Genomic DNA, 23,814 nt, shown 5'->3' with positions numbered 1-23,814 from the left:
GAAGCCGTCGGACCGCCCGTTGGCCGCCAGGCGGACATCGGGCAGGTCACTCGGTTTGCCCCGGCCCTCCTGAAACCATTTCACGGACCCCGCGTTGACGACCGGGCACCGCCAGCCACAGGAGACATTCCATGACCGTCAATTGCCGCATATCCATCGACAACCGGCCGAACGCCACCAACGCCACCTTCCAGGCCGTGCCGCGCATTGGAGAGAGTGTTTCCCTGTCGGTCGACGGAAGCCCGCAGGATTTGCGGGTCTCGCGTGTCGTGCATGTGCCCAACGGCGGCCTGGAAGGCGCCGCGATCATCGTCGAGGTGACGACCAACATCCTCTAGGCCTTGTTTTGCCGGGAGATGCCGGGCCGAGCCTCACGCGACAGTGATCGGCTGATATGAAACCTCGCGCGGCCACGCGCGTTCCATGCGCAACATGGTCGAGGTTCCAATGCAAACCGCGTGGTTCTCCAAGCCCGTCGTGGTTTCGGTCGGCGTCACCGGAGCCACCCGCAACCTGTCCAACACACAACAGGCCATCGAACTCCTCACGACACATTGGCGCGATGCCGGCAGCCTGAAACATCAGTCGGCGCTACGCGCCTGCCGTCGCGCCACGAGTGGCGACGTTTCCCCGGATATCGCGAGGGAGGCCTTTGTCGAGGCCGCGCGCGAGGCGCATGTCCTGGTCGAATAGGCTCCAGGCCTTGCAACGCGGCCTGCACCCAGCCAGATATTGCGCCCAGCCGCCGCTCACGCTCGTTACCACCGTTCACAATTCCGTGATTGACGGAACCTCCTGAAACCACAGGCGTTTTTCTTCCGGCGTTTGTTCAGGCAACATCAGGAGGCGTTTATGCGCATCATGAACCTCGTCACCCTCGCCCTTATCATCCTTGGTGGTCTCAACTGGCTGGCCATGGGCGTAACGGGCTATGACGTGATCGGCACGGCCCTTGGAGGAGCCACCTTGGCCCGCCTCGCCTATACGGTCATCGGTCTTGCCGCCATATGGCAGCTCATGCCGGGCTTCCAGAGCTTCACGGTTGGCGAAGTCGATGCCGAAAGGCATATCCATCATCATCCGTGACCGGTAAAACGGGCGGCGGGGTCCCCCGCCGCCCCACCATGACCGCTATTTCTACGCGCACCTGCCCGGCGGCAACCAAGCTTCCTCGTTCAGGATCGAACGGACAACCTATTGAAATCTCGAATCTAAATACCCAAACCCGCCGCATCGGCGATGGGCTCGGTACCGGCTTGCGCCACGATGATGGAGGCCAGGGGCGCGCTCAGTCGCCATTTCAAATGGCCGGGCGACCGTTCCAGAACGGCTGAGCCACCCAGCGACTGCGGCGCCACACGCTGCAGCACGACGGTGCCGAACCCCTTGCGCGTGGTCTCGTCGCGCCGGTCGCCGGGACGAGGCTTCGATGTCTCCTCCCAGGTCAACTGGAATTCACGCTCGCCCAAGGCGTTAGAGCCTATCGTCCAGGTGATCTCGACCCGGCCGGCATCACTGGACAGGGCGCCATATTTGGACGAGTTCGTGCCGAGCTCGTGGAAAGCCATGCCGAGGTTCTGCACCGCGTTCGACTGCAGCGTCAGGACCGGCCCGGAAAGCAGGATCTGCTCCTCGCGGCCGAAGGGCTTCAGATGCTCCTGGATCAGGTCGAAGAGGCTCGCTCCCGCCCACTCCGAGGTGACGAGCAGATCATGCGAGCGCGACAGCGCCATGATGCGGGCGCGTATCAGTTCCTCGAACTCTTGCGGGTCGCTCGAGCGCTTGCTCGTCTCCCTGACCATCGACAGGATGACCGCGAACTGGTTCTTGACGCGATGGTTGACCTCGCGCATCAACAGCCTGATGCGGCGCTCGCTCTCCTTGGCGGCGGAGATGTCGCGGGCGATCTGCGAAGCGCCGATGATCTCGCCTACGCCGTTCCTGACTGGCGAAACCGTCAGCGAAACGGCAATGAGCGAGCCATCCTTGCGCCTTCTGGTCGTCTCATAGCTCGCCACGCGATCGCCGCTGCGAACCCGGCTGATGATCTCCGTCTCTTCGCCCTTGAGGTGGTCGGGTATCAGCATGAGGATGGACTGCCCCACCGCTTCCTCGGGGCTGTAGCCGAACATGCGTTCAGCAGCGAGGTTCCAGCTTGTGATGACGCTGGTCAGATCCTTGCTGATGATCGCATCGAAAGAGGAATCGACAATCGCCGCCAGCCGCGCATCGGCGCTCGCGCCCAATCGTCCCTTGTCTTCAACATCACTCATCGCCGCCAGGAATTCCGTCATGGCCACCTAACTAGCCCGCAAACCAATCGAGGCAATCGCCCCCCTGACGGAATTAAGGAATCCGCAGCTCCCGGCTTACTCAGCTGTCCCGCCGTTTGGCCTTCTGCCATCGACCTCGGGCGCCAGCACGCCGAATTCCTGCGATTTGGTCCCTTGCCCGGCGGCGAGGAAACCATCGGAGGCCAGACCCCGGCGCAACAGTTCCCTGACCGCGGCGGAGCGGCTCGGCATGCGCTTTTCGAAGCGCCAGTTTTCCAGGGCCATCAATTCGTCAACGGTGAGCATGATCTGCAGCCGTTCCGGACGTTCCAGGTCAGCCATCTAAGCTTCCTCGCTGGAGCTGAGAATGTGTCGAGTTAGTATCTACCTCGTTCAGCTAATAAATAGGGTTTGCCTCATAATGCGTCAAGTGCCGCCAGTGGGGGAACGGCGCATCTAACCCATGATGAGAATAAGACGTCGGACCCCCACTTGCATCACTATGCTAACTTATTGATTTTATTCAAATATTTTTGAGAATTCGCTTGTCATCCGCGTCCACCTGGCGCATGCTGCGACATGGATAGAAACAAGCCCTCCAAGGGAGGTTTAAATGCGGTACGAATACTCTTCGCGGTTGCTGGACGACGTCAATTCGGCGGTCCAGAGGGCCTTTGAGATGGCAGGCATCGTCAACATCAGCGCGGTGGCGGAACAGATCAGGGTGCGAAACCTGGCCGAGAATGTCGCCCTCGAGGATGTCGAATACCTTGTCCTGCACGCTGCCCAGGTGCTTGGCGCGGCAATCGAATTCGACGCTCTGGGCAACGGCTTGGCTGCGAGTGGGAACGGGCTCGTCGACAATGGCGAGGAGAGTGCGGTCATGCCGTTCAATCTTCCTCGGTCAGCCTCGATGCAATAGTGAAAAGCCTGCGGACCGCCACGGCTCCAAGCGCAGTGGAACAAGTCCGGTCTCTGGAGGTTACTGCATCGCCCGACGGAGGAGAATGTTGTGAAGACCCTGCGCAGTCTGCTTGCCGAACTGTCTTCCAACTGGCTCCGGCGCCGCAAGGTTCAGGCACCGGTCGGTGGAAATCCGGTCAAACCTGTTTCCCGCCTTCCCCACCAGACCGCGAAGATGCGGCCAGCCCACAAGCCCAAGCCGCCCTCCTCCCGCGACGTTGCTTCAAATATGTAAACGACCGCGAAACCCCTACACACTTTTCCGGGAATTGCCCTAGCTCGCAGCGGTGGCCGAGGCCTTTCTTGGGGTGGCCCGCTGACGCCGCATGCGGCGTTTGGCAACGAGCTTCAGGGCGACCGGCGGCTCGTTCGACAGTGCGCCCACCACTGCATCCATCATGCCATGCGCCACGAAATCCGCGTTGATGTCCTGGGCCAGTTTGGCGGCTGCGTCCTTGTCCTCATTTCCGGTCTCCGACCAGAACACGATTCCCACCCGCAGCGCTGCTTTCGTACGCTTTAGCCGGCGAACCAGAAACCGGGCGTGCTTGATGGAATCCGTGTTCAGGAAGCCAACCACGACCGTGTCGACGGTGTCGAGTTCGAGGCGGCGAATACCTCCCGGTTCCATGTCTGCAAAGCCTGCCTTCGAGACCGTCGTGCCCTGGACTTCCAGGACCTGGGCCAGCATGGCTGCTGCGGCGTCGTCAAGCTCGCCACGCCCGCCAGCGCAAAGCACCGACATATCCGTGCCGTCGGGCAGGTCGGCCTCCTCCTCGCCGGCGGTCTCACCGTCGTCGCTCGCCTCCGCGGCCACGAGCGTGCCATCCTCCTCATCCGCTTCCTCCTGCGCACTTTCGTCGAGGTTTGCCACCAGCGCCTGCGCACTGGCCGCCAACTGCCGCCTTTGCTGATCGCCCATGACACCGCGCGCACGGTCCTGCTCGCCCAGCAGAAGTGCGGGAATAGCCACCTTGTCGTAGAAATCGACCAGATATTTCTCTTCCAGCATCTCTTCGGCGTGGTCCGTGGCCTCGTCCGGATCACCGGCGAGCAGACGCTGGTAGAGGCGCGCATGGGGTTCGAGCACGGGCTCGTTGCCGAAGAGCACGTCGAGGAATTCGAACTGCGGCACGTGCCTGCCCAGCACCACCAGGCACACGGTGAGCGGTGTTGACAGGACCAGCCCAAGCGGCCCCCAGAGCCACGTCCAGAAGATGGCCGCTACGATGATCGCGAGGGATGACAGCCCGGTTCGCGAACCATAAAGCCAGGGTTCGACGACATTGCCGGTAACCAGTTCCATCACCACGAACAGGGCGGCTGTCCACAGCACGAGCGACCAGCCTGGCGCCACGGCCAGCGCAAGGAACAGCGGCAGCAGCATGCCTATGGCAGGCCCGATGTAAGGAACAAACCGCAGGGCTAGCGCGAGCAATCCCCATAGCCAACACGCTTGCCGGCATCCTGAAGCGCCTCGGTGGTGCGGTGAAGGTCGCCATAACCGACAAGCCGGATGAAGCGGTCGCGCAAGTCCTCTCGCTCGAGCAGCATGAAGATGACGACCACGATGATCAGCCCGGCCGATCCGAGCGGGCTGATCAGCGGCCCGACTATGTTCTGCAGGACCTCCAGCGGCCTTTCGCGCGAGACGATCTCGACCGGCACCGGCTCACGCGGCGGCTTTTCCGGGGTGGCGGCCGGCGGCGACGTCTCCTGCCTGTCGATCTCCTGGCCGACACGTTCGACAACCTTGCCCAACCTGGCAATGATCCCTCCGCCGACTCCGGTCTCCTTGAGCGAGCGGATCTTGGTCAGGATGTTGGTCTGGTAGACCGGGATGTTCTGCGCCAGTTCGCTGACCTGCGTGGCGACAATGAAGCTGAACAGGGCAAGGGCGGCGAACGCCCCCAATACACTGACGATGACGGCGGCAATCCGGGGAATACCGGCCCGTTTGAGCGCGGACACAAGAGGGGCGAGCGCGAAAGTCAGCAACAGCGCGATTGCTATCGGCAGGAAAACCTCACGCCCGAAATAGAGCGCCGCCACCGTGGTGACGATGGTGGCCACATTGGGCAATGACGTTCGAGGGTGTGGGGCGGCGGGCGAAAGAATTTCCTCCAACCCATGAGGCGGCGATGCCATCCCGTTTCGACGATTGGCCGCCATTCCATGTCCCTCCTGCCGGCTCCATGATCGGGCATATAGAGCCGGCGTACAACATTAGCCAGAGGTGAAACACACGTCGTTCAAGGCGCAGTTTATCCGGCGTGGCGACCGTGCTGAAAGGGCGCACCGGCCTTCCGACTGGCTGCCTGCCCGGATCGGATCAGCGCACGCCGTGCCGCGCCAGCGCGTGCTCTATCAGCGCGTCGATGACCTCCGCGTAGCCGATGCCGATCGCCGCCAGTGCCTTGGCGTACATCGAGATGTCGGTGAAGCCGGGCAGCGTGTTGACCTCGTTGACCAGCAGCGAGCCGTCGGCGCGCAGGAAGAAGTCGACGCGCGCCATGGCCTCGCAGCCCAGCGCCTTGAAGGCTTGCCCAGCCATGTCCCTCGCTCTGTCGGCGATCGCGGCGGGGACGTCGGCGGGCACTTTGACCACCGCGCCGTCGGCATCGAGATATTTGGCCTCATAGGTGTAGAAGCCATGCTTGCCGGCCGGGATGATCTCGCCCGGCAGCGAAACCGTGAGCGAGCCGCCTGCCCGTTGCAACACCGAGCACTCGATCTCGCGGCCTTCGACGAACTCCTCGATCAGCACCTTGCCGTCGTAGCGGAAAGCCGTTTCGACGGCCGCTTCAAAGCCATCCCCGTCGTTCACCTTGCTCACCCCGAAGGACGAGCCCTGGCGTGCCGGCTTGGCGAAGAAAGGCAGCCCAAGCGCCCCGGCGATCTCCTGGAACGAACCGACATCGCTTCTGTGCACGGTGACCGAGCGGGCGACGGCAAGGCCGGCCTCGCGCATGAGCCGCTTGGCGACGTCCTTGTCCATGGCGGCGGCGGAAGCCAGAATGCCGCAGCCGACATAGGCGACATCGGCGACTTCCGCATAGCCCTGCACCGAGCCGTCCTCGCCGAACGGACCGTGCAGCACGGGAAAGACGACATCGACAGGCGTAAGGTCAGCCCGTATCCCCTCGTGCGACGCCGGGATCAGCCGGCCCTTGCCGCCGGGCAGCAGGGCGACCTCCACGCCGTCCTCCGACACCGGAGCCCCTGCCCCATCGCCGCCAGCCTCGGACGAGGATTGCAGCAGCCACCTGCCCTCCCGGGAAATGGCGATCGGCACCACCTCGTAGCGCGTCCGGTCGATCGCCTTCAGCACGTTGGCCGCCGACAGCCGCGACACGTCGTGCTCGGCCGAGCGCCCGCCATAGAGGATGGCAACCCTGATCTTTCCGGTCATCGAAATCCCTCAACTGTCGAAAATCAAATGGCGACGGCAATGCCGCGATTGGCGAAGAAACGATCGAAATCGCCTGGCGCCAACACTGCGTTTGCCTGTGTGGCGCTGGTATGGCCGGATGGGTTGTGAAAGCGAAAACCCTCATCCGACGCGGCGGTGACCAGAACCAGGTGTCCGCCCTTCGATGGCGGCTCGCGCTCGGGCCAGCGGATCGAACTGCTGACCGAAGCGATGAAGAAGCGCGACCGGGCGAGGATCGCTGGAATGTCCGCCGTCGCGACATTGGTCATCACCTCGGCCTCGAGGCCGAATTCCTGCTTCACGAAGGCAACGAAAGGCGCGTAGATCAGCCCCTTGATCGAGCCTTCATTGACGACATAGCCGCCATATCCGGTGCACCGTCTTGCCAGTTCGATCGTCGGCACGATCTGGCCACGCGTCGCCAGGATCATCTTGAGACACGCCATGCCGCAGACATTGGCGGCCCAGACCGCGTATTCGTCGCGCGTGGCGGCACCCGATCCCTGCCATAGCGGATCCCGCCGCAACGCGGCCTCGGCGCCATCGGCGAGCACCGCCAGCGTCATGTCGGGCGTCTCCCACTGACTGAAAAACGGCACGGCTTCAGGCAGTGGACTCATGCGGATTCCTCGGGTAGCCAATCAATCTCGTATACGAGAATACGAGATTGATGAAAAGCCGCTCGGACCCCGTCGAATTTGCTCGGGGGAGTCGCGGGGCGCCGTCTAATCAACCTTCGTCCAGCCGAAGACCAGCCAGGCGTATTTCGATTTTTCCTCGGGTTCGGCGGTGTAGGTCATCTGGATGTCGCCGCCCTTGGCGTAGATATCGAGCCTGGGCGCCGTGTCCAGCTCGAGCCATAGCGAACTCTTGCTGAAGGACCAGGTTCCGCACCAGACGCAGGAACCCGATGTCGGGTCGCCGGGCTGATGGAAATTGTAGCGGCCATCGGCCGTGATCTCCAGATAATCGAACGCGCCGTAAAACGCGGTCACCGTCTGCTGGAACTCATTGGCGGCGGCTTCCTGTTCCGGCGTGGGCGCATCCTTCATGTCGCGCGGCGGCCGGGTGGTGGCGCCGCTGAGTTGCCATTTACCGACAAAGTCCTTCTGGGTCGGAAGATATTCCTCCTGAGCCTGCGCCGAAGATATATGAGTCATTGGTAATATGAATGGTGCGACCATGCCCAAAATCGCAAGCAACGGCGCGGCGACCCGGATCGCCTTGGTTGATTTTTGCATGAAAATTGTTTCTCCACGGTGGGCAAGAGATGTTCTGTTCGGGATGTTGTTGAGAAAGGCGGCGCGCATTGCTTCAACGCCGATTCCCGTCCGCCTTTTTCGGTTAGCACCGCAGCCACCGATCTGGCAACGCAAGGCAGCGATGGCCGGATTGGTTCTACGACTACGAAAGATTCGTAAAGCCGCCGCCGCGGGTGTAGTGTGCCTTGTCGTCCGCACCAACCGAGGCAAACGGACGCTTGAAAGTCAACTCAGGTGCTTTCGCCCCGACGAGCGAGGAGAGCGCCATGGCTTTCTCAAAATTCACCAGCATGTTCACGTCCGAAGATTTGGACCTTCTCCAGAAGGTGTTCGACCAACTGTGCCGAGAGCGCCGTCTGGCCCTCAAGGACAAGGATCAGAGAGACCAGCTCGCCCGCGAAGTTATGGAAGCTTTCGAGGATGGTTTCACCGACGAAACCGAGTTGTGGCAGTCGCTTTCGAAGCGACGCACCGCCCAAGCGTGAGCGGCGGGACGCGATTGCCTCCAGTCATGCAGCAAATTCCGATGCGATCATGGCCGCGCTTGCAGCCGTGCCGCCGGCTCACTTCGTGTTGACCACCGAAGCGGGCCGATAAGTGTCCATGGTCGCGCCGTTGCGGTCCTCGTCGAAGAGGGAGTCGCTGCCGAAGCTGGCGCGCAGGCCGATGACGACCTTGTTTGCCCTGAGGTCCTGGGTGGACGTTTCGAACTTCCTCCGTTCGAATTCATAGCGTCCGAACACCGCCCAGGGCGTCTCGTCGAACCGGTACATGGCCTGGACGGCCGCACCGACCACGTCCTCGTTGGTGCCGTCGTAGTCGGTTCGGTTGAAGTCGAGTTCCGCATCGAGGCGAAAGTTCTTGCGGACGAAATAACGCGCCACGGCGCGCACGCCCCACTGGTCGCCGTGAAAGTCGCTGATGGTGAGCTGGCCGACACTGGCCTGGCCATAGAGGGTCAGGTTGCCGAGATAGAGTTGTGCTTCCGGGCCGACAGCATAGTTGTTCACGGTGACGCCGCTTTCGCCGACCGATGTGTAGGCGGCGAAGATGCCGGCGGCAAAACGGTCGGGATCGCGGTAATAGCCGTGGATAGCGCCGCGCGTGTTGTCCAGTGGGGAATAGTGGCCCCATATGCGGTCGTAAGTCAGATCACCCTGCAAATTCCAGCGCTGTGCAAACGGGATGTTGACGCGCAGGGCACCGCCGCCGGCCCGCGTCGTGTAATCGTCGCCGACGAAGCGCAGTCCGCCGAGATAGAGTTCGCCATAACCGGAAATACGCGGCGCCACCGCCGTCTCGGTGGCAAGCGACTGCAGGATATCCGCCGCGCGAGCCGATGTCGCAACGATCAGCGACGCGAGGCAGATGGAAAAGCGATGCATTTGGAGCCCTCGAATACGAATTTCCGACGCTGCGCCAGCGGCGAAAGATAAGCACTGTTCAGAATTTGTAGGCGATGCCGAGCCGGATATCGTTCGTCTTCAGGTTGATCTCATCGTGCAAGGGGACCCCGCTGGGAACCGCGATGCGTGTCGAGGGGTGGCGGCCGAAATCGGCAAAGCGGTATTCGCCCCGAACCAGCCAATTGTCGGTGACGGCGTATTCGGCACCCGCGCCCAGCGTGTAACCGCTGACGGTGTCCTCGACATCGGCATAGGCGGCTCCGCCTGGAAGGGCGATTGTGGTGTGCTTGTACTTCGCCATCGCCAGGCCGCCGGTGACGAAGGGAAGCCAGCGATCCATCGCATAGCCGGCCCGCAGGCGAACCGATCCGACTGCCTCCAGTTCGAGCACGCCGCCGAAGCCGGGATCGTCTACGCCAGCCGCCCGATAGAGTGTGGTGTCCTTGACGCTGGCAAAGCTGTAGTCGCCCTCGATGCCGAGGACCAGGCCGCCGTCGAACTGCTTGTCATAGCCGGCATAGAGACCGCCGAAACCGCCGGACGGGCCGTAGCCCCAGCCATAATCGTCGAAGGCCCCTGGCGCGAAAGTCTGCCCGACCCTGGCGTTCCCCCAGGCATATCCGGCCTGCGCGCCGACATAGCCGCCGGACCAGCTGTAGCTGGCAGCCACGGGCAAGGTTTGAGTGGCGTCGGCGGCGAACGCCATGCCGGCTGGCACCGTTGCAAGGATCGTTGCCAGAAGGATCGTCTTCACTGTTTGCCGCCCCCAAAAAGATGCCGTGTCCCGCCGGACTTTCCGGCGGCGTAACCGACGTCGGCGCCGGCATAAAGCCCGGACCAGTCGTAACCGGCCGGCGCGGTTTCGCCGATGTCCGCCGCACATGCCGCGCCGACCGGCGCGAGAAGGATGGCGGTTGCAAGAAGAAGAGTATTCATTGTGTTGTCTGCTGCCCCAATTGTCGTTCTCCGCCGCGTTGATGCCCGCGGAGATCCAGCTGTTGTCGAGAACCCGGTTTTGCATTGTCCACCGGCCGCGTCTTGGGCTGGGCCGCACCCGAATTGTCGGGTAAAGCGCGGCTGTGCTTTCCCCGTCCGTGTGGCCATTCGGCCTCACTCGATCGATGTGTCGGGTATCCCACGGGGGATCGCTGTCGGAGACGCTACCTGGCGCTACTTGGCGTCGAGCCGAAGCGGCGGCGGAAACAGCGATTGAAATAGGAGACGTCGGAAAAGCCGCTCAACAGCGCGATCTCGCTGACCCGCATGCGGTCGTTGCGCCGGTCGCGCAGCATGCGATGGGCTCTCTGCAGGCGCAGTTCGAGAATATGCTCGGCGAAACTGGAGCCCGTCTCCTGCAAGAGATCATGCACGTAGCGCGCGGAAAGCCGTAACTGCTGGGCGATGTGCTGGGCCGAGATGCCGGGATCGGCGAAGTTGTCCCGCATCTTCTGCAGGATGGCCTGCAGCCTTGCCGCGCGCAAGCCGCGCACGCCCGCAAGCTCGGCGATCTCGCCCTTGGCGCCTGTCGCCAGCCCGATCAGGTCGACGATCGTCTCGGTGGCGTGGGCGACGAGATCGGGCGAGAGCAACGCCGGTCCCGCTTCCAGGAAGCCGCAGTAGCGCTTGAGCATGTCGAGCGCTTCATTGTCGGCGCCGATGGTCAGCGCCAGGCGATCCTCGACATGGGCAAAGGCATTTTCCAGGATTTCGCGGGGCACCACGACATTGGTCCAGACATTGTGGTCGCCGCCGGTCATTTCCAGCGCTTCCGAAGCCGAGACCAGCGCGCCTTCGCCCCTGCCGATGCTGTAGTCGCGGCCAGTCTGCACGCCGCTCAGGCTTGTGTCGCCATCGTTGACCAGCAGCAGGTAGCCGTCGCGGCCGTCATCGGCGATGTTGCGGGTCTTGCGGCTGGCGTGCCTGATCGTCCCGGCCATCCGTCCGAGCACCAGCGGCCCGATCGCGGTGGCTTCGATATCCGCCTGGAAAGGCACGTTCGCGGAGATGGCGTATTCGACCGACCATATCTCCGCGACATGGATGTCCTGCCAGAGCGCGAAACGCGCGCGGTCGTCGAGATGCGGCGGCAGGTCGACCGACGAGAAGACATTCTTTTTCAACGAGCAACCCGGCCTTTCCCGCGCACGCGTCTTCCCTGAAGCCGCACCGTATGGGACCGATTTGCCTGTTGTCCAGAGGCGCCGCTATCCATGCCCTGCAGGACAATTTCAGTGCCGCACAGGTCAAGAATCCGATCGGATTCGCCGGCCCGGCGTTCGAATTTCCAAATACCCGGCACATGCTGCCGGAATCACCGGCATCGGCTTGGCGCGGTGGCTTCGGCGGCCGAATGCCCCTAAAATGTGATCTTCACGGAGGCCGCGCTGCGGTGGGCCGGGCCGTGGTGGACGGCCTCGATGTTGTTGCCGTCGGGGTCGAGCAGGAAGGCGGCATAATAGCCGGGATGATAGGGCCGCTCGCCCGGCGTTCCATTGTCCGTGCCGCCGGCCGCCAGACCGGCTTTGTGAAAGGCATCGACCATGGCGTGATCCCTGGCCTGGAAGGCCAGATGATGGCGGCCGGTCAGCTTTCCCTGTGCGGCCCGGCTGTCGGCGCTGGAGATGAACAATTCGTCGGCCCAGAAATAGTCCTCGCCGGTGCCGCCGATCGGAACACCGAGCACCTGGAAGAGCGCCTCGTAGAAACGCCGGCTGGCGGGGAGATCCCGCACCACGAGCTGGAGGTGGTCGATGAGCCGGCCGCGATGCAATTCCTGGGTTTCCATGAAAGCTCCTCCTCGCAAGGCCTCGAATTTAGGCCCGGGCGGCAGGGCGTCAACGCGCGGCACGTGGATCTGCTGACAACCAGCGACAAAATCTTCGGGCCCGATGGAACTTTTCGGCTGACGGCAAGTTTGGTGGCGCGGCGGGAGGACTTGCGATTGGATTGTTTTCAGAGGCTCGAAGCGCTGGTCGACAGCGCCGGCGCCGACGGCATCGAGGAAGCGAACGCATTGCTGCGCCGGTTCAAGGACAGGTCCGAACAGACGACGCGGGCCATCGATGAGTTCATGCTGGACTTAAAGACGCTGGTCTTCGTCGTCGAGACCGGCGAAGAGGGTTTCCAGAAGCCGATCCGCAAGCTCGCCCGCGCCAGACTTGCGAAGCTCAAATATCTGGTGAACGTGCCGGCGTAGGCGCCGGCCGCGGGCCTAGCTCTTGAGCAGCGCCGCGAGCCGTGGAATGCCCTCAGTCACGGCGCGGCGGTTGGCAAGCGTGAACGAGAGCCGCAGCGTGTTGCGCCCGGTGCCGTCGGCGTAGAAGGCATTGCCCGGCACGAAGGCGACGCGCGCCTCCTTCACCGACCGCGCCAGGAGTTCGGTGGCGTCGGTGCCTTCCGGCAACGTCACCCAGACGAACATGCCGCCTTCCGGGCGGCTCCAGGTCACGCCCTTCGGCATGTTGGCTTCCAGCGCATCGAGCAACCCGTCGCGGCGCTCGCGATAGGCGCCGATCAGCTTGTCCACCTGGCTGTCGAACACTGATTCGGCGACGCGGTGCATCACCATCTGGTTGACCGATGGGCTGTGCAGGTCGGAGGCCTGCTTCATCAGCACCAGCTTCTCGATCACGTGGCGCGGCGCGCAGACCCAGCCGACGCGCATGCCCGGCGACAGGATCTTCGAGAACGAGCCGCAATAGAGCGTGCGTGCCTTGTCGATGCCGCCGGAGCGCGCGCAGTCCAGTGCCAGGATCGGCGGCACGCCTTCGCCGTCATAACGCAGCGCCCGGTAGGCGGCGTCCTCGATGACGGCGATGTCGAGCTCGCCGGCAAGGTCGAGCACGGCCTCGCGCTGCTTTCGGTCCAGCGTGTTGCCGGTCGGATTGGCGAAGTCGGGCACCAGATAGGCGAACTTCACACGCCCGCCATTGGCGGCGGCAGCGGCGCGATAGGCCGCCGGCGTCATGTTGCCGCCTTCGGGGCGCAGCCGGTCGTAGCGTGGCTCATAGGCGTTGAAGGCCTGCAGCGCACCGAGATAGGTCGGCCATGTCACCAGCGCCGTATCGCCCGGCGACAGGAACAGCTTGCCGAGATAATCCAGCGCCTGCTGCGAGCCGGAGGTGATGAAGATGTTGGCCTCGTCGCAGGCGATGCCGAGCTTGCCCATCTGTCCGGCGAGCCACTTCCGCAGCGGCAGATAGCCTTCCGAGACCTGGTATTGCAGCGCCGCCCCGGCTTCCGCCCCGCCCAGCACATCGGCATAGGCGTCGCGGATGGCATCGGCCGGAAACAGCGAGGGATCGGGAATGCCGCCGGCGAACGAGATGATGTCGGGCTGGTCGAGCAGCTTCAGCAGCTCGCGGATTTCCGACGCCTTCATGCGCGACGAACGCGACGCCAACAGGTTCAAAAGGGTCAAGACACGCCTCCCGGACGTATTTACAATAGGTCAACCTGACTGACCTATATCCGCTTTGTCAGCCGATTTGAATAGTGCCTGAAAGGCTTCCGCTATACGCCAGTCGCCGTCGGCGTCCGTGTCTAAAGGCTCTTCTTGTAACCAATATGGCTGGCGGTGAAGCCGAGCCCTTCATAGAAGCGGTGCGCATCCGCCCGGCCCTTGTCGGTCGTGAGTTGGACAAGGCCGCAGCCGCGCGCCCGGCATTGCCCGATCGCCCATTCGAACATCTTCTTGCCGATGCCGCCGGAGCGCCTGCCGCCGGCAACGCGAACCGCCTCGATCTGCCCGCGCCACGCGCCCTTGCGCGAGAGCCCGGCAAGGAAGGTGATCTGCAAGGTACTGATCACCGCCGCGCCGTCGACGGCCACCGCAAGCAGCTGGTTTGGGTCGGCGTCGATGGCGTTGAAGGCATCGACATAGCCTTGCGCCAGCGGCAACGAGGCATCTTCGCGGCTCGCTCCCAGCGGATCATCGGCGAGCATGGCGACGATGGCCGGCAGGTCAGAGGCTTGCGCCTTGCGGAATTGGATGTTGGTCATGGCGGATGAGATACGGCCGGCAGTTCACCAGGGCAAGCCGCTAGTGGAATGGAGATCAATGGGCGGAAGCTTGCGCTGCCCCTCATCCGCCTGCCGGCACCTTCTCCCCGTATAGTGACGGGGAGAAGAATGCTGTGGCATCCCTCGGCGCCTGTTCCCAAGCGTCGGCAATTGGCGAAATCGCCGGCGACAGCGTCTTTCTCCCCGTCCCTATACGGGGAGAAATGTCCGGCAGGACAATGAGGGGCGGCGCAACCTTTGAGGTTCAATCCCCATCGGCAGGCTTGGCCTTGCCGCATTGCGCCAGCACCTTGCCGATGGCCGCGCTCGACCCCTTCAGGGGAAAGCTGATATCGCCATATTTCTCAGCGCTGACCGACACATCTCCCTTCGAGCGCAGCAGGTCGAGCAGCGGGTCGGCTTTCGCCAGATCGACCACGAAATAATTGTACATGGCCTCCAGCTGCAGCGTCTTGGTCACCGTCTTGCCATCGGCCTTGAAGTCGAACTCGCCGCTGATGCCCGGTTCCAGTTGCTGGCCGCTGTCGCCCAGATCGTAGCTCAGCATCGGATTGTCGAAACAGGTCAGCATCAGATGCGCGTCGCCTTTCGGCCCGCCGCAGACGGAGGCGGTCAGCACGCTGCCGCCCTCGTCTTCCTTCATCTTGGCGCTCCAGCCGCAGGACGCGGCAAGAACCGGCTGCACGCCGAGCAATGCCGTCAAGGCGCCAGCGGCAACGAAATATCTTCTCATGACTTCCCCCTCCGGGCATTTGCAGCACCCGCCGGCAGCATATAGGAAAAGCCGTTGAATGGCATTGCCGTCCGGCAAGGCCGCGCGCCTTGGAGAGAGCGGTGTCGAGAGCCTGTGTTCGCCTGTGTCTTCTGACCGCCGCCCTGGTGGCCTTGCCGCTCGCCGCCCATGCCGAATGGAAGCCGGTCGAGAAGGTCGAGACCTATGCCATTTCAGGCCAGTCCGGACCGGAGCTCTACCGCTCGATCGGCGAGAATGGGCCGAATGTCGGCGTCGGCCGCGCTATCGCCCACACCAATTTCAAGCTGACCTGGACCAGGGATTATCAGCCGCGTGCCGGAGCCTGCGTGCTGGTCTCGGCCAAGCCCAGGCTCATCATCACCTACACCTTGCCCAGCCCTTCCTCGCCGCTGCCTTCAGCCATCCAGAAGAACTGGGAGGTTTTCCTCGCCGGGGTCAGCGCCCACGAAAAGGTGCATGGCGCGACCATTGTCGACATGGTGCGCAAGATCGAGGCGGTGACAGTCGGCCTGACCGTCGCGGATGACCCCAAATGCAGCAAGATCCGGGCCGAGATGACCAGACGCCTGGCCGCGCTCTCGCAGGCACAGCGCCAGGCAAGCCGCGATTTCGACCGCGTCGAACTCGGCCAGGGCGGCAATCTGCAAAAGCTCATTCTTGCCCTGGTGAATGGCGGCTGAGAAGGCCACCGCGCGTTGCGGCGCGGCGGCAAATTCGTGATCCGCCTGCCCTACCGGCTCAGATCCAGCGCCGCGCTCAGATCCCCCATCGGCGGCTCGCCATTGGCGGCCAGCGCCTTGTCGCGGGCGACGATGCCGGTCAGCACCGGCAGGTCGTAGCGCGCGGTGATGAAGCGCAGGATCGACGTCGTGTCGTACTGGGTGTGGTCTACCGTGCCCATCCTCGCATAGGGCGAGACGATGAAGGCCGGGATGCGGTTGCCCGGGCCCCAGCGGTCGGCCTTGGGCGGCGCGACGTGATCCCAGAAGCCGCCATTCTCGTCATAGGTGACGACCACCAGCATGTGGCCCCATTGCGGGCTCTTCTCCAGATGCGCGACGACGTCGGCCAGATGCTGGTCGCCGCTCGCCACGTCGGCATAGCCGCCATGCTCATTGAGATTGCCTTGCGGCTTGTAGAAACTCACCGAGGGCAGCTTGCCGTCGTCGATCGCCTTGATGAACTCCGCGCCATCCAGGCCGCCATCCCGCAGATGCTCGGTGCGCGCGGCGGTGCCGGGCGCGTAAGCGGCGAAATAGTTGAAGGGCTGGTGGTGGAACTGGAAGTTCGGCACCGGCGTGGCGTTCTTGCCGTCCAGCGTTGCCTGCCAGGCGCCGCTATACCAGGCCCAGTCGACGCCCTTCAGCGACAGGAGATCGCCGATGGTGATGTCGTGCTGCGGCGGCAGCGTGGTCGGCGCGGTCGGGTCGGCCAGCGCCTTGTCGCCGCCCTCGGCCGGTTTGTTGGCGCTCGGCTGATAGGGCGGCTGCATGGTGTTGACGGCATGGAAATCGGGCGTGATGGCGCCGTCATTGACGAATTTCGGCACGCCGCCGAGCGCCGATGCCGGCGAATTGTCGGCGACCTTCAAGGACGTGCCGTCGGCATCGACCACGGCGATCTGGCCCTTGATCGGACTGGTGTCGGCGTGCGGGTAGACCGGCGTACAGGCGCAGGCGAGCTGGAAATGGTTGAGGAAGGAGCCGCCGAAGGCGCCCTGGAAGAAATTGTCGGCCAGCACGTATTTCTTCGCCACCTGCCACATCGGCAGGCTCGAGCCGTCATAATGGCCCATGACTAGGCCGCCGGAATCGGCCCAGGCGACGAATTTGTCGTTCTTCCCGCCGTCGATCTGCATCTGCTCCTGGTAGAAGCGGTGCCACAAGTCGTGGGTGATGACGTTGGTGCCCTCATGGAAGCCCTTGGGATCGTCAATGGCGAAGGCGGCGTTGGCGAGATGCGCGGTCTCGGCCTCCGTCACCACGGGCGTGACGCCCTTGCCGGTCAGCCCGCCCCAGGCCGGCGGCAATTCGGTCAGCGGCTTGCCGTCGCGGTCGAACTGGCGCGCCTGGTCGGCCGAGACATTGGCCAGGCCATTGGCGCCGGGGAAGCCGCCATAGAGATTATCGAAGCTGCGGTTTTCGGCATAGATGACGACGACGGTGTCGATCTTGTCGAAGCCGGGAGGGGCGGCATGGGCGGCCGCCAGGGGAAGCAGGGCCGAACCGGCCAGACCGAAGGAAGTGAAGAGCTTGAGCCTCGTCATGGGAAGACCTCGTGGCTTGACTGTGGCTAGAGGGGTGCGGGAACCATAGGGCAGCTAACGTGGCTGCCTTGTCACCTTTGTGACAGCCGCCGCCACGGCGAACACGGTTTCGTGAGCACTGGAGCCGGTCATCAATCCGTTGCACTGCGTTCTTATTGCCGGGCCAAAGCGGACCATGCCCCATGACCAGAAGACGATGGAAAATTCGGGCGATCGCCATTGCCGCGATCTCGACCTTTGGCCTTGCCGCGCCCGCGAATTCGGCGGGGCCGGATGGCTTCCATCCCGGCCCACTGTCGCGCGCCGAAGCCTTCGCGCGCGCCAAGGCGCTGACCGCCTTGGGGCGAAAAATGTTCTTCGACCCCTCGCTCTCGGCCTCGGGCAAGCAGGCCTGCTCGTCCTGTCATGATCCTAGCCATGCTTTCGGGCCGGCCTCGGCCACGCCGGTCGAAATGGGCGGGCCAAACCTCGACCAGCCCGGCGTGCGCGCGGTGCCGTCGCTGCGTTATCTCCAGGCCGCGCCCGCCTTCACCGAGCATTTCCATGATTCCGAGGACGAGGGCGACGAAAGCGTCGACAACGGTCCGACCGGCGGCTTGACCTGGGACGGCCGCGCCGACCACGGCAGGGACCAGGCGAAAATCCCCCTGCTCTCGCCCTTCGAGATGGCCAACAAGGGTGCCGGGGCGGTCACCGCCGCCTTGCGCAAGTCGGCCTATGCCGGCGAGTTCAAGACGGTGTTCGGGCAGGATGTCTTCAACCATCCCAACGATGCCTTCGACGCCGCCGCCGAGGCGCTCGGCACGTTCGAGCAGAGCGCGGCCGATTTCTATCCCTATTCCAGCCGCTACGACGCCTTCCTCGCCGGCAAGGCGACGTTGTCGGCGCAGGAGCTGCACGGTCGCGCTCTGTTCGAGGACGAGAAAAAAGGCAATTGCGCCAGTTGCCACCTCAGCGAACCCGCCAATGACGGCGAGCCGCCGCAATTCACCGATTTCGGCCTGATCGCCATCGCCGTACCGCGCAACCCGGCAATCACGGCCAACACCGACCCAGCCTATGCCGATCTCGGCCTGTGCGGCCCGCTGCGCACTGATTTTCGCGGCCGCACCGACTATTGCGGCCTGTTCAAGACGCCGACGCTGCGCAACGTCGCGCTGCGCAGGAGCTTCTTCCACAATGGCAAGTTACACACCTTGCGCGACGCGGTCGCCTTCTACGCCAGCCGCGATACCGATCCCGGCCGCTGGTATCCCAAGAATGCCGACGGCACGGTGAGGAAATATGACGACCTGCCAAAGGCTTACTGGCCGAACTTGAATCAGGACCCGCCCTTCGGCGGCAGGAGACCTGGCGGCAAGCCGGCGCTGACGGATGCCGAGATAGACGACATTGTCGCGTTCCTGCAGACGCTGACGGATGCAGACCAGGTGGCAGCGAAATAACCTGAGACGCGGCGGGACAGCGCCCCCCTCTGTCCTGCCGGACATCTCCCCCACGAGGGGGGAGATCAGCTTTGATTGCGGCTCTCGCCCATTGTTTCAACGTTCCAAAAAAGGGCGCGGGGCGCCAACACTGCAATCTGCCCCCTTGTGGGGGAGATGTCCGGCAGGACAGAGGGGCGCGCGAAGGAACACGACGCCCCTTAATATGTCACAGCGCCCGGATAACGCCCCCATCCACGCGGATACTCTGCCCCGTAATATAGCCCGCCCCTTCCGACGCCAGGAAAGCGATGGTCGCGGCGATCTCCTCCGATGTGCCGTAGCGTTGCATCGGCACGTTGTCGCGGCGCTCTTCGGTCGCTGGAAGGCTGTCGATCCAGCCGGGCAGCACATTGTTCATGCGCACATTGTCCGATGCATAGGTGTTGGAAAAAATCTTGGTGTAGGCGGCAAGGCCGGCGCGGAACACGGCCGAGGTCGGGAACATCGCGTTCGGCTCTGCCACCCACGCCGTCGAGATGTTGATGATGGCGCCGCCCTTCTGCTTGATCATCTGCGGCGCCACGATGCGCACCGGCCGGATGACGTTCATCAGGTAGACATCCATGCCGGTGTGCCACTGCTCGTCCGTGATCTCAAGGATCGGTGCGCGCGGCCCATGGCCGCCACTGTTGACCAGCACGTCGATGCGGCCATAGCGCTCGAGCGTCAGGTCGGCGAGCCGCTGCAGGTCGTCATTCGACTGGTTGGAGCCGGTGACACCGATGCCGCCAAGCTCCTTGGCCAGAGCCTCGCCCTTGCCCGACGAGGACAGGATAGCGACCTTGAACCCATCCGCCGCCAAGCGCTTGGCCGCCGCCGCCCCCATGCCGCTGCCGCCGGCAACGATGACGGCTGTCTTTTCTGAGCTCATGGATTTTCCTTTTTGGGTTGGCGGGAGTCGCGGTTTCAGCGGTCCTATAGCCGGTTTCGCCAGGCAGTTCGAACCAGAAAGACTGAATCGATCTGCAAAAAACTTGGGCGGGTGGCGCTGCCCTCATTGCCCTGCCGGGCATTTCTCCCCGTATAGTGACGGGGGGAAAGAAGCCGGTCGCAACGCCGGCGCCCTTACTTGCGACGTTGGGGATTGGCGAAATCATCCGCCACAGCCCCCCTCTCCCCGTCACCATACGGGGAGAGGATGCCGGCAGGCAGGTGAGGGGCAGCGCAGACGCCCGGGGATTGAAACCGAGCCGAACTGCCCGCCCCCTACCCCTCCACCGTCTCCAGCACGGAAAGCAGCGTCCCTTCCATGTCGGGCTCGTCGCCGGAGCAGACGCACAGCATCTCTGCGTCGCCCTCGCCCACCGACAGGTAGGCGTGGCCCATGGTGGAATCGATGTAGACGCTCTCGCCCACTTTCAGCCGCACCGGCGCGTACTGGTCGGTGTGCAGTTCGATCTCGCCCTTGAGCACGATCAGGAATTCCTCCCCGGCATGCCTGGTCAGCGGGCCGAATTCCTCCGGCGTGCGAGCGCGCGCATAGGCGTGGATCGGCACCATGCGCTTGCGCACAAGGTCGGTGGCTAGATACCGGTAGTCGTAGTTGCGGGTCAGCTGGCGCAGCGTGTTGGATTGCGAGGTTACCGACCGGCGGGTGCGCGCCGCCGGTTGCTTGCGGTCGCCGCTGAGGAGTTCCGTTACATGGATGCCGAGCCCCTCGCAGATCTGCAACAGCTTGTCGTAGCTCAGCGACATCTGGTCGTTCTCGACCTTGGACAGCGTCGACACCGCGACGCCGGTGAGAGTGCTGACCTCCTGCAAGGTCCACCCATGTCTCTTTCTCAAAGAACGCAGACAATCACCGAGGTTCGGTTGCTCCGACATTGTCAGCTCCATGGCGCGGCGGTCAGGCCGTTTGTCCGCCCTAGGTAGTCGAACTCCTGACCGCCATCAACAACACCAACAATTTTCTTATACGCTAAATATTGACTGGATACGAAATTATTTTTACGACTGGAGGATGCGGTCGAACTCTCCCGGAAAAATCATCGTCATCGGTGGCGGCATTGCCGGCCTCTCGCTTGCCGCCGAGATGGCGGACTGGGCCGAAGTCACCGTCATCGAACGCGAACCGCATCTCGGCTACCATGCCAGCGGCCGCTCCGCCGCCCTGTTCAGCGAGACCTATGGCAACCGCCTGGTGCGCGCGCTGACGCTGGCCAGCCGGCAGGCAATAGCCGACGGCGGCTTCGCCGCCCATCGGCGCGGCGCATTGCATGTCGGCTGGACGGGTGACGACGCTGCCATCGACCGGCTGGCCGGCGAATTGCAGGCGCTGGTGCCCAGCGTGCGCCGCCTGTCGGCGGCCGAGCTTCACGCGCTGGTCCCGGTCATAGCCAGGGAAGCCACCTGCGGCGGCGTTTACGAGCCGGACGCGGTGGATGTCGACACGGGCAAGATGCTGGCGGCAAGCGCCTCGGCGCTTAAGGCAGCCGGCGGCATCATCCGCACCGGCGAGGAAGTCCGCGCCATCTCGCCTGACGGCAGCGCTTTTCGGGTCGAAACAAGCGCCGGTGCCTATGGGGCCGACATCGTCGTCAACGCCGCCGGCGCCTGGGTCGATGTCGTCGCCGGCCTGGCGGGGCTGCCGGGCCTCGGCTTCCAGCCGAAACGGCGCACCGCATTCCTGTTCGATCCGCCCGCCGGCATGGACATTGCCGGCTGGCCGCTGGTGGTCGACCTGCACGAACAGTTCTACTTCAAGCCCGATGCCGGCAGGCTGATCGGCTCGCTCGCCGACGAGACGGATTCCGAACCTTGCGACGCCTACCCCGAAGACATCGACGTCGCCATCGCCGTCGACCGCATCGAGCAGGCGACGTCGATGCGCATCGGCCGTCCGTCGACGCCATGGGCCGGCCTGCGCACCTTCGCGCCCGACCGCACGCCTGTCGCCGGGTTCGACCCCCGCCTGCCCGGCTTCTTCTGGCTCGGCGGCCAGGGCGGCTACGGTTTCCAGGTGTCGCTGACACTGGCCAGGATGAGCGCGGCGCTGATACGCGGCGAGCCCCTGCCCGCGGATGTCACGGCACTCGGCGTCGCCGCCGCAGCGCTGGCGCCCGACCGCTTCCTTACCCCGGCGGCGACGCCATGAAGTTCCTTCCCTCAACCCCGAATGTGCCATCAGGAGCGTTTGCGATGAAATCCCTGCGCGCAGTGCTTGCCTCATCTCTTCTGGCCCCATCCCGTCTGGCCTCGACCCGTCTGGCCTCGACCCTTCTGGCCTCGTCCGTCCTTCTCGGCGGGCAGGCCTATGCCAAGACCCTGGTCTATTGCTCGGAAGCCCATCCCGAGACCTTCAACCCGGCGATCGGCATCGCCGATTCGACCATGGATGCAGCCGCCAAGACGATCTTCAACCGGCTGGTCGAGTTCAAGCCGGGCACGACGGAGGTGGGTCCGGCGTTGGCCGAAAGCTGGGATGTTTCGCCCGATGGCAAGACCTACACCTTCCATCTCAGGCACGGCGTGAAATTCCAGTCGAACGAGCATTTCACCCCGACGCGCGATTTCGACGCGGACGACGTGCTCTACACCTTCAACCGCCAGCGCGACGCCGACAATCCCTACCACAAGCTCGGCGGCGGCGCTTACGAGTACTTCAACGCACTGGGCATGGGCACGCTGATCGACAAGATAGACAAGGTCGACGACCACACGGTGCGCTTCACGCTGACGGCTCCCAACGTCACCTTCCTGGCCGGGCTGGCGCTCGACTATCTCTCCATCCTGTCGCTGGAGCAGACGCAAAAGATGGTCGCGGCCGGCACGCCCGAACTGATCGACAGCATGCCGGTCGGCACCGGCCCGTTCGTGCTTCAGGCCTATGTTCCCGACAGCCAGGTCCGCTACGCCGCCAACAAGGATTACTGGCGCGGCGCGCCGAAGATCGACACGCTGGTCTTCGCCGTCACGCCCGAGCCGACCACCCGCGTCGAGCGCATCAAGGCCAATGAATGCCAGGTCGCCGCGCCGCCGCCGCCAAGCGCGGTCGCCGATCTGCGCGGCGACCCCGACATCACGGTGCTCGATCTCAAGGGCCAGAACATCGGCATCCTCGGCTTCAACGTCGAACACCAGCCGCTGGGCGACGTGCGCGTGCGCACGGCACTGGCCAAGGCCATCGACCGCAAGGCGATCGTCGAAGCGGTCTATGCCGGCGCCGGCACCGTAGCCGGCAGCGTCGTGCCGCCGGCGCAGCTCGGCGCCGTCACCGATGCCGGCATCGACTATGATCCCGATGGCGCCAAGAAGCTGCTGAAGGAGGCCGGCCACGAAAACGGCCTCAAGATCAGCCTGTGGGCGATGCCGGTGTCGCGCCCCTACAACCCCAACGCCAAGCGCATGGCCGAGATGATCCAGGCCGACTGGGCAAAGGTCGGCGTGCACTCGGAGATCGTCAGCTTCGAATGGGGCGAATATCTCAAGCGCACCGCGGCGGGCGAACAGGACACGTTCCTGCTCGGCGGCAGCAGCGACAATGGCGACCCCGACAACATGCTGAGCTATCTCCTGTCCTGCGACGGCGTGAAGGGCGGCTCCAACCGCTCGCGCTGGTGCGACAAGGATTTCGAAAAACTGCTGGACGAAGGCCGCGTCGCCGCCGACCCGAAAGAACGCGCCGCGATCTACGGCAAGGCGCAGGCGATCCTGAAGGCCGAGGTGCCGGTGGCGCCGATCGCCCATTCGATGGTGGCGATCCCGATCCGCAAGAGCGTGCTGAATTATGTGCTCGACCCCTTCGGCCGGCAGAATTTCGCTGCGGTCGATATGGCGGAATAGAGCGGAGCGCCGCCCTTCCCTTCTCCCCTTGTGGGAGAAGGTGGCCTCGCGAAGCGAGGTCGGATGAGGGGTGTTCCAGGGAACGCCAACGCCTCACTCCGTCACGCACCCCTCATCCGTCTCGGCGTTGCGCGCCGATCCACCTTCTCCCACAAGGGGAGAAGGA

At 64.0% G+C, this 23,814-nt stretch carries 28 protein-coding genes and 1 pseudogene; 11 read left to right on the top strand and 18 right to left on the bottom strand.

What is annotated here, in order from left to right; all coding sequences use genetic code 11:
- Positions 1–131 precede the first annotated feature (131 nt).
- From EN850_RS14870 to EN850_RS14860, 3 genes are all read left to right on the top strand, one after another.
- Positions 132–338 carry a hypothetical protein gene (locus tag EN850_RS14870; RefSeq protein WP_136091635.1) on the top strand — a complete coding sequence of 69 codons (207 nt, stop codon included), beginning with the start codon at positions 132–134 and terminating at the stop codon, positions 336–338.
- An 85-nt stretch (positions 339–423) separates the two neighbouring features.
- Positions 424–693, top strand: coding sequence for a DUF982 domain-containing protein (locus tag EN850_RS14865; protein ID WP_245511705.1), 270 nt, complete (start codon positions 424–426; stop codon positions 691–693).
- Positions 694–852: 159 nt separating this feature from the next.
- Positions 853–1,086, top strand: coding sequence for a DUF378 domain-containing protein (locus tag EN850_RS14860; RefSeq protein ID WP_127870385.1), 234 nt, complete (start codon positions 853–855; stop codon positions 1,084–1,086).
- Positions 1,087–1,211: 125 nt separating this feature from the next.
- Here the strand turns inward: EN850_RS14860 and EN850_RS14855 are convergent, their stop codons facing one another.
- The gene (locus EN850_RS14855) at positions 1,212–2,273 is read right to left on the bottom strand and encodes a PAS domain S-box protein (protein ID WP_246689216.1); all 1,062 of its coding nucleotides are present in this window, start codon (positions 2,271–2,273) and stop codon (positions 1,212–1,214) included.
- A gap of 96 nt (positions 2,274–2,369) precedes the next feature.
- The gene (locus EN850_RS14850; RefSeq protein WP_127277998.1) at positions 2,370–2,615 is read right to left on the bottom strand and encodes a hypothetical protein; all 246 of its coding nucleotides are present in this window, start codon (positions 2,613–2,615) and stop codon (positions 2,370–2,372) included.
- Positions 2,616–2,886: 271 nt separating this feature from the next.
- On the opposite strand from EN850_RS14850, the gene EN850_RS14845 reads away from it, so the two are divergent.
- Complete coding sequence (locus tag EN850_RS14845) at positions 2,887–3,195, top strand: hypothetical protein (RefSeq protein ID WP_127870384.1); 309 nt, start codon at positions 2,887–2,889, stop codon at positions 3,193–3,195.
- Between the two features lie 90 nt (positions 3,196–3,285).
- The gene (locus EN850_RS14840; protein WP_127870383.1) at positions 3,286–3,471 is read left to right on the top strand and encodes a hypothetical protein; all 186 of its coding nucleotides are present in this window, start codon (positions 3,286–3,288) and stop codon (positions 3,469–3,471) included.
- Between the two features lie 39 nt (positions 3,472–3,510).
- Here the strand turns inward: EN850_RS14840 and EN850_RS14835 are convergent.
- The 5 genes and pseudogenes from EN850_RS14835 to EN850_RS37715 all read right to left on the bottom strand — a co-directional run bounded on the left by EN850_RS14835 (position 3,511) and on the right by EN850_RS37715 (position 8,199).
- A pseudogene (locus tag EN850_RS14835) lies at positions 3,511–5,408 on the bottom strand (AI-2E family transporter).
- A gap of 160 nt (positions 5,409–5,568) precedes the next feature.
- Positions 5,569–6,648, bottom strand: coding sequence for a D-alanine--D-alanine ligase family protein (locus EN850_RS14830; RefSeq protein ID WP_136091633.1), 1,080 nt, complete (start codon positions 6,646–6,648; stop codon positions 5,569–5,571).
- Between the two features lie 23 nt (positions 6,649–6,671).
- Positions 6,672–7,289 carry a C39 family peptidase gene (locus EN850_RS14825; RefSeq protein ID WP_127278003.1) on the bottom strand — a complete coding sequence of 206 codons (618 nt, stop codon included), beginning with the start codon at positions 7,287–7,289 and terminating at the stop codon, positions 6,672–6,674.
- Positions 7,290–7,394: 105 nt separating this feature from the next.
- Positions 7,395–7,910, bottom strand: coding sequence for a hypothetical protein (locus tag EN850_RS14820; protein ID WP_136091713.1), 516 nt, complete (start codon positions 7,908–7,910; stop codon positions 7,395–7,397).
- A 163-nt stretch (positions 7,911–8,073) separates the two neighbouring features.
- Positions 8,074–8,199 carry a hypothetical protein gene (locus EN850_RS37715; RefSeq protein ID WP_281407271.1) on the bottom strand — a complete coding sequence of 42 codons (126 nt, stop codon included), beginning with the start codon at positions 8,197–8,199 and terminating at the stop codon, positions 8,074–8,076.
- Here EN850_RS37715 and EN850_RS36355 point away from each other — a divergent pair.
- A complete protein-coding gene (locus EN850_RS36355) occupies positions 8,198–8,416 on the top strand; it encodes an RNA-binding protein (RefSeq protein WP_189591111.1) in 219 nt (72 codons plus the stop codon). The genes EN850_RS37715 and EN850_RS36355 overlap by 2 nt on opposite strands.
- A 78-nt stretch (positions 8,417–8,494) precedes the next feature.
- Here the strand turns inward: EN850_RS36355 and EN850_RS14810 are convergent, their stop codons facing one another.
- The 5 genes from EN850_RS14810 to EN850_RS14790 all read right to left on the bottom strand — a co-directional run bounded on the left by EN850_RS14810 (position 8,495) and on the right by EN850_RS14790 (position 12,122).
- Positions 8,495–9,316 carry an outer membrane beta-barrel protein gene (locus EN850_RS14810; RefSeq protein WP_136091632.1) on the bottom strand — a complete coding sequence of 274 codons (822 nt, stop codon included), beginning with the start codon at positions 9,314–9,316 and terminating at the stop codon, positions 8,495–8,497.
- A 58-nt stretch (positions 9,317–9,374) separates the two neighbouring features.
- Entirely contained in the window at positions 9,375–10,091 is a 717-nt protein-coding gene (locus EN850_RS14805) for an outer membrane protein (RefSeq protein WP_136091631.1), read from the bottom strand.
- Positions 10,088–10,273, bottom strand: coding sequence for a hypothetical protein (locus tag EN850_RS14800; protein WP_245520835.1), 186 nt, complete (start codon positions 10,271–10,273; stop codon positions 10,088–10,090). Before EN850_RS14800 ends, EN850_RS14805 begins: the two co-directional genes overlap by 4 nt.
- A 224-nt stretch (positions 10,274–10,497) precedes the next feature.
- A complete protein-coding gene (locus tag EN850_RS14795) occupies positions 10,498–11,457 on the bottom strand; it encodes an AraC family transcriptional regulator (protein WP_136091630.1) in 960 nt (319 codons plus the stop codon).
- A gap of 236 nt (positions 11,458–11,693) precedes the next feature.
- Positions 11,694–12,122: a VOC family protein gene (locus EN850_RS14790; RefSeq protein ID WP_136091629.1), complete on the bottom strand. Its 429-nt coding sequence runs from the start codon at positions 12,120–12,122 to the stop codon at positions 11,694–11,696.
- A gap of 156 nt (positions 12,123–12,278) precedes the next feature.
- On the opposite strand from EN850_RS14790, the gene EN850_RS14785 reads away from it, so the two are divergent.
- Complete coding sequence (locus EN850_RS14785) at positions 12,279–12,533, top strand: hypothetical protein (RefSeq protein WP_245520836.1); 255 nt, start codon at positions 12,279–12,281, stop codon at positions 12,531–12,533.
- A gap of 15 nt (positions 12,534–12,548) precedes the next feature.
- On the opposite strand, the gene EN850_RS14780 is transcribed toward EN850_RS14785, so the two are convergent.
- From EN850_RS14780 to EN850_RS14770, 3 genes are all read right to left on the bottom strand, one after another.
- Complete coding sequence (locus tag EN850_RS14780) at positions 12,549–13,718, bottom strand: PLP-dependent aminotransferase family protein (protein ID WP_189521967.1); 1,170 nt, start codon at positions 13,716–13,718, stop codon at positions 12,549–12,551.
- Between the two features lie 161 nt (positions 13,719–13,879).
- Positions 13,880–14,338, bottom strand: a complete 459-nt coding sequence (locus EN850_RS14775) for a GNAT family N-acetyltransferase (RefSeq protein WP_136091628.1) — start codon at positions 14,336–14,338, stop codon at positions 13,880–13,882.
- A gap of 265 nt (positions 14,339–14,603) precedes the next feature.
- Complete coding sequence (locus EN850_RS14770; protein WP_246689215.1) at positions 14,604–15,092, bottom strand: hypothetical protein; 489 nt, start codon at positions 15,090–15,092, stop codon at positions 14,604–14,606.
- A 101-nt stretch (positions 15,093–15,193) separates the two neighbouring features.
- Between EN850_RS14770 and EN850_RS14765 the strand changes: the two genes are divergently transcribed.
- Positions 15,194–15,793, top strand: coding sequence for a DUF922 domain-containing protein (locus tag EN850_RS14765; protein WP_135866162.1), 600 nt, complete (start codon positions 15,194–15,196; stop codon positions 15,791–15,793).
- 50 nt (positions 15,794–15,843) lie between these two features.
- Here EN850_RS14765 and EN850_RS14760 read toward each other — a convergent pair whose 3' ends face one another.
- Positions 15,844–17,379, bottom strand: coding sequence for an acid phosphatase (locus EN850_RS14760; RefSeq protein WP_136091627.1), 1,536 nt, complete (start codon positions 17,377–17,379; stop codon positions 15,844–15,846).
- A gap of 182 nt (positions 17,380–17,561) precedes the next feature.
- Between EN850_RS14760 and EN850_RS14755 the strand changes: the two genes are divergently transcribed.
- The gene (locus EN850_RS14755; protein ID WP_136091626.1) at positions 17,562–18,824 is read left to right on the top strand and encodes a cytochrome-c peroxidase; all 1,263 of its coding nucleotides are present in this window, start codon (positions 17,562–17,564) and stop codon (positions 18,822–18,824) included.
- A gap of 208 nt (positions 18,825–19,032) precedes the next feature.
- Here the strand turns inward: EN850_RS14755 and EN850_RS14745 are convergent, their stop codons facing one another.
- Together EN850_RS14745 and EN850_RS14740 are read right to left on the bottom strand one after the other, a co-directional pair.
- Positions 19,033–19,737 carry an SDR family oxidoreductase gene (locus tag EN850_RS14745; protein ID WP_127280049.1) on the bottom strand — a complete coding sequence of 235 codons (705 nt, stop codon included), beginning with the start codon at positions 19,735–19,737 and terminating at the stop codon, positions 19,033–19,035.
- Positions 19,738–20,072: 335 nt separating this feature from the next.
- Positions 20,073–20,690, bottom strand: a complete 618-nt coding sequence (locus tag EN850_RS14740; protein ID WP_135930645.1) for an XRE family transcriptional regulator — start codon at positions 20,688–20,690, stop codon at positions 20,073–20,075.
- 136 nt (positions 20,691–20,826) lie between these two features.
- Between EN850_RS14740 and EN850_RS14735 the strand changes: the two genes are divergently transcribed.
- Positions 20,827–21,960: an FAD-binding oxidoreductase gene (locus tag EN850_RS14735; protein WP_136091625.1), complete on the top strand. Its 1,134-nt coding sequence runs from the start codon at positions 20,827–20,829 to the stop codon at positions 21,958–21,960.
- A gap of 44 nt (positions 21,961–22,004) precedes the next feature.
- Positions 22,005–23,648 carry an ABC transporter substrate-binding protein gene (locus tag EN850_RS14730; RefSeq protein WP_136091624.1) on the top strand — a complete coding sequence of 548 codons (1,644 nt, stop codon included), beginning with the start codon at positions 22,005–22,007 and terminating at the stop codon, positions 23,646–23,648.
- Positions 23,649–23,814 lie beyond the last annotated feature (166 nt).

This window comes from Mesorhizobium sp. M8A.F.Ca.ET.207.01.1.1, assembly GCF_004794715.1.
Classification (GTDB): Bacteria; Pseudomonadota; Alphaproteobacteria; order Rhizobiales; family Rhizobiaceae; genus Mesorhizobium.
The sequence above is the reverse complement of the archived record's forward strand: the minus strand, read 5'-3'. Positions and strand labels throughout refer to the sequence as shown.

Coding starts and splice junctions, on each gene's coding strand:
- EN850_RS14870 (WP_136091635.1), top strand. CDS start 132: ATGACCGTCAATTGCCGCATATCCATCGACAACCGGCCGAACGCCACC.
- EN850_RS14865 (WP_245511705.1), top strand. CDS start 424: ATGCGCAACATGGTCGAGGTTCCAATGCAAACCGCGTGGTTCTCCAAG.
- EN850_RS14860 (WP_127870385.1), top strand. CDS start 853: ATGCGCATCATGAACCTCGTCACCCTCGCCCTTATCATCCTTGGTGGT.
- EN850_RS14855 (WP_246689216.1), bottom strand. CDS start 2,273: ATGAGTGATGTTGAAGACAAGGGACGATTGGGCGCGAGCGCCGATGCG.
- EN850_RS14850 (WP_127277998.1), bottom strand. CDS start 2,615: ATGGCTGACCTGGAACGTCCGGAACGGCTGCAGATCATGCTCACCGTT.
- EN850_RS14845 (WP_127870384.1), top strand. CDS start 2,887: ATGCGGTACGAATACTCTTCGCGGTTGCTGGACGACGTCAATTCGGCG.
- EN850_RS14830 (WP_136091633.1), bottom strand. CDS start 6,648: ATGACCGGAAAGATCAGGGTTGCCATCCTCTATGGCGGGCGCTCGGCC.
- EN850_RS14825 (WP_127278003.1), bottom strand. CDS start 7,289: ATGAGTCCACTGCCTGAAGCCGTGCCGTTTTTCAGTCAGTGGGAGACG.
- EN850_RS14820 (WP_136091713.1), bottom strand. CDS start 7,910: ATGCAAAAATCAACCAAGGCGATCCGGGTCGCCGCGCCGTTGCTTGCG.
- EN850_RS36355 (WP_189591111.1), top strand. CDS start 8,198: ATGGCTTTCTCAAAATTCACCAGCATGTTCACGTCCGAAGATTTGGAC.
- EN850_RS37715 (WP_281407271.1), bottom strand. CDS start 8,199: ATGGCGCTCTCCTCGCTCGTCGGGGCGAAAGCACCTGAGTTGACTTTC.
- EN850_RS14810 (WP_136091632.1), bottom strand. CDS start 9,316: ATGCATCGCTTTTCCATCTGCCTCGCGTCGCTGATCGTTGCGACATCG.
- EN850_RS14800 (WP_245520835.1), bottom strand. CDS start 10,273: ATGAATACTCTTCTTCTTGCAACCGCCATCCTTCTCGCGCCGGTCGGC.
- EN850_RS14790 (WP_136091629.1), bottom strand. CDS start 12,122: ATGGAAACCCAGGAATTGCATCGCGGCCGGCTCATCGACCACCTCCAG.
- EN850_RS14780 (WP_189521967.1), bottom strand. CDS start 13,718: ATGAAGGCGTCGGAAATCCGCGAGCTGCTGAAGCTGCTCGACCAGCCC.
- EN850_RS14775 (WP_136091628.1), bottom strand. CDS start 14,338: ATGACCAACATCCAATTCCGCAAGGCGCAAGCCTCTGACCTGCCGGCC.
- EN850_RS14770 (WP_246689215.1), bottom strand. CDS start 15,092: ATGAGAAGATATTTCGTTGCCGCTGGCGCCTTGACGGCATTGCTCGGC.
- EN850_RS14760 (WP_136091627.1), bottom strand. CDS start 17,379: ATGACGAGGCTCAAGCTCTTCACTTCCTTCGGTCTGGCCGGTTCGGCC.
- EN850_RS14755 (WP_136091626.1), top strand. CDS start 17,562: ATGACCAGAAGACGATGGAAAATTCGGGCGATCGCCATTGCCGCGATC.
- EN850_RS14745 (WP_127280049.1), bottom strand. CDS start 19,737: ATGAGCTCAGAAAAGACAGCCGTCATCGTTGCCGGCGGCAGCGGCATG.
- EN850_RS14740 (WP_135930645.1), bottom strand. CDS start 20,690: ATGTCGGAGCAACCGAACCTCGGTGATTGTCTGCGTTCTTTGAGAAAG.
- EN850_RS14735 (WP_136091625.1), top strand. CDS start 20,827: ATGCGGTCGAACTCTCCCGGAAAAATCATCGTCATCGGTGGCGGCATT.
- EN850_RS14730 (WP_136091624.1), top strand. CDS start 22,005: ATGAAATCCCTGCGCGCAGTGCTTGCCTCATCTCTTCTGGCCCCATCC.